Consider the following 2251-nt stretch of genomic DNA (forward strand, 5'->3'; position numbering starts at 1 on the left):
TCTCTTGAGCTAAGTTATCAGCTACTTCTTGAATACTACTTTCAATAGCAGTAGTATCAAATGAACCTGATAAAGCATCCCAACCTTCTTCAGTCCATACTACATTAGTACCAGCATCATAATGCTTACCACTCAAGTTAAATGCATTAGTAATATTATATACATCGCCAACTACATTGTTGTCTTTAGGTAGAGCTTCAAACGTACTAGATCCTTTTACTTTATAAGCACCAGATAGTTTAGCATCTACTTGTGCCTTAGTATAAGTGTCAGACTTATCTGCTTTTAATGCTAATGCAGTATTAGTTGCAGCAGTATGATCTGTAATCTTATTATCAAGTTCTTCTTCTTTAGCCTTAGCTCTATTAGTTTCTACTAAGATAGCTGCATTTCTATCACTAACTTCTGTAGCGATAGCTTCTTTTCTATCCTGTACTTCCTTGTTTATAGCATTAGTATGTTGAGTATCTACTTGAGTAGATCTATTAATTTCATTCTGTAAATTAGTACTAATAGTCTATTCAGCAGATTGAGCTCTATTCTTCTCAGTAGCTATATCATTGCCTAATTTAGTTTCAGCAGCACGAGCAGTAGCAGCTTCTTTATCTATATTACTTTGTAAAGTAGTTAAAGACTGTTCTAATGAATCTGAATCAATAGCAATACTAATTACATTATCTTCACTAATACTAACATCTTTACCTGGTTTTAACTTATTAATTAAGTCATTATAATCACCAGATGTAGCTACTGGTTTAAAATCTGGTTTACCAGTAATATTATTCCATTGTACAGCTAGATCACCAGATGCACTAATTACATTAGTTTCTTGATCAATTTCAATGTTCAAACCTGCAATGAGTTTCTTCTAATACTTTGCACGTATATCAGCAAAGGTATCAATCATCTCAGTATGAAGTTCCTATAACTGATGTTGTTTAACAAAGTCTAAGAAGTCTTTAGATGTGACAATACCAGCTGATCCAGTAGATGCTATGGGTAAAGATATAGAATCATTACTTCCATCATACTTAAACATTACCATAGTAATGCCATTAGGATTTGAAGTATTAAACTGTATATCTTTTATTACGTCTTTTACCTCTTCATCATCTACTTTACTATCTACATCACTAATGTTTGCTTTATCATTAAGCAATTTGTTTACTTGTGTTTTAGTATAGTAGTTGCTAAAGTCAGGTGTACCACCAGAGGCAGCTAGCCTTACCCATTCGGTTCCATTGAAATATTTAATGCTACCACCGTAAGGATTATCAGATAAGTCAACCCAATAGTCTATTTCTTCTGGATTAGGTTGAACAGATGTTGCAAAAAATATTATCCTATTTGTTACCATATGTATTTGTTATATTAAGCTGCTGGAGTTTCTAATGCAGCAACTCTTGTAGTTAATGCGTCAATTAAATCTTTTAAAGCTTTACCTTGTGCAGCAGCTAAAGCTTCTGTAGTACTAGTACTTGTTAAAGTGTTATTTATAGTCACTTTAGTATCTGCTGTAGGAGGTGTATATCCTAATGCACTAGTCACATTAGCTTTACTAAGACTAATTGTACCGTTACTATAAGAAATATTTGTTCCTACCTTTACTCCACCAATAATTTCAGCTGTAGCTGTTGGTAAAACATATTTATTTGCTTGTGCAGCAATACCATCTAGTTTAGTTTTATATGCATCCGTAAAGTCATTACTGGATAGTTCTTTTCCTTCTACCTTATCTACTTTACCTGATTCAAGTGCAGCAATCTTAGCACTCTGATCATTATCTGTATCATCATTTATTGGTAGCCATTTGCTACTACCTGCATAATACTTAATTACATTACCTTTTGGATCTGCTGCTAAGTCAACCCAGTAATCAAACTCTTTGGGATTTGGAGCTATATAGCTTCTTGTTATTCTTGTCATATACGTATATTTTAATTATTAATTCTAATGTATTACAAACTGTAATAACTTATGAGTTCCAGTAGGATCACTTATATTTAAAGATACTCTAGCCTATCTAGTAGCATTAGTATCATTAGGATCTAATGTAATATCTATTCTATCCTACTTTACATCTATGTGCACATAATCTGATGAACTAAATCCTTTTATAATATACAGAGTACGATTAATATCAATAGATACAGTTTCACCAGATTTAATAAATCTATGTGGAGTAAGATTCCAAGCATTAACTACTTCAGGAATAATTGTTCTTGCTTTATTATCCACATATAATATATTA

The 2251-nt window shown here is 32.1% G+C and carries 4 protein-coding genes; all 4 read right to left on the reverse strand.

Translation table 11 applies throughout. From position 1 onward, the window contains the following. Nucleotides 1-517: 517 nt before the first annotated feature. Complete coding sequence (locus GH681_RS22760) at nucleotides 518-850, reverse strand: hypothetical protein (RefSeq protein WP_153163783.1); 333 nt, start codon at nucleotides 848-850, stop codon at nucleotides 518-520. A gap of 72 nt (nucleotides 851-922) precedes the next feature. Then, entirely contained in the window at nucleotides 923-1357 is a 435-nt protein-coding gene (locus GH681_RS22765) for a hypothetical protein (protein WP_153163784.1), read from the reverse strand. A gap of 14 nt (nucleotides 1358-1371) precedes the next feature. Beyond that, complete coding sequence (locus GH681_RS22770) at nucleotides 1372-1926, reverse strand: head fiber protein (RefSeq protein ID WP_153163785.1); 555 nt, start codon at nucleotides 1924-1926, stop codon at nucleotides 1372-1374. A 144-nt stretch (nucleotides 1927-2070) separates the two neighbouring features. Then, nucleotides 2071-2251: hypothetical protein (locus tag GH681_RS23845; protein WP_228112044.1), on the reverse strand; the 181-nt coding region annotated here is incomplete at its 5' end.

This window comes from Zoogloea sp. 1C4 (genome assembly GCF_009469605.1).
GTDB classification, from domain to species: Bacteria; Pseudomonadota; Gammaproteobacteria; order Burkholderiales; family Rhodocyclaceae; genus Zoogloea; species Zoogloea oryzae.

Coding starts and splice junctions, on each gene's coding strand:
- GH681_RS22765 (WP_153163784.1), bottom strand. CDS start 1,357: ATGGTAACAAATAGGATAATATTTTTTGCAACATCTGTTCAACCTAAT.
- GH681_RS22770 (WP_153163785.1), bottom strand. CDS start 1,926: ATGACAAGAATAACAAGAAGCTATATAGCTCCAAATCCCAAAGAGTTT.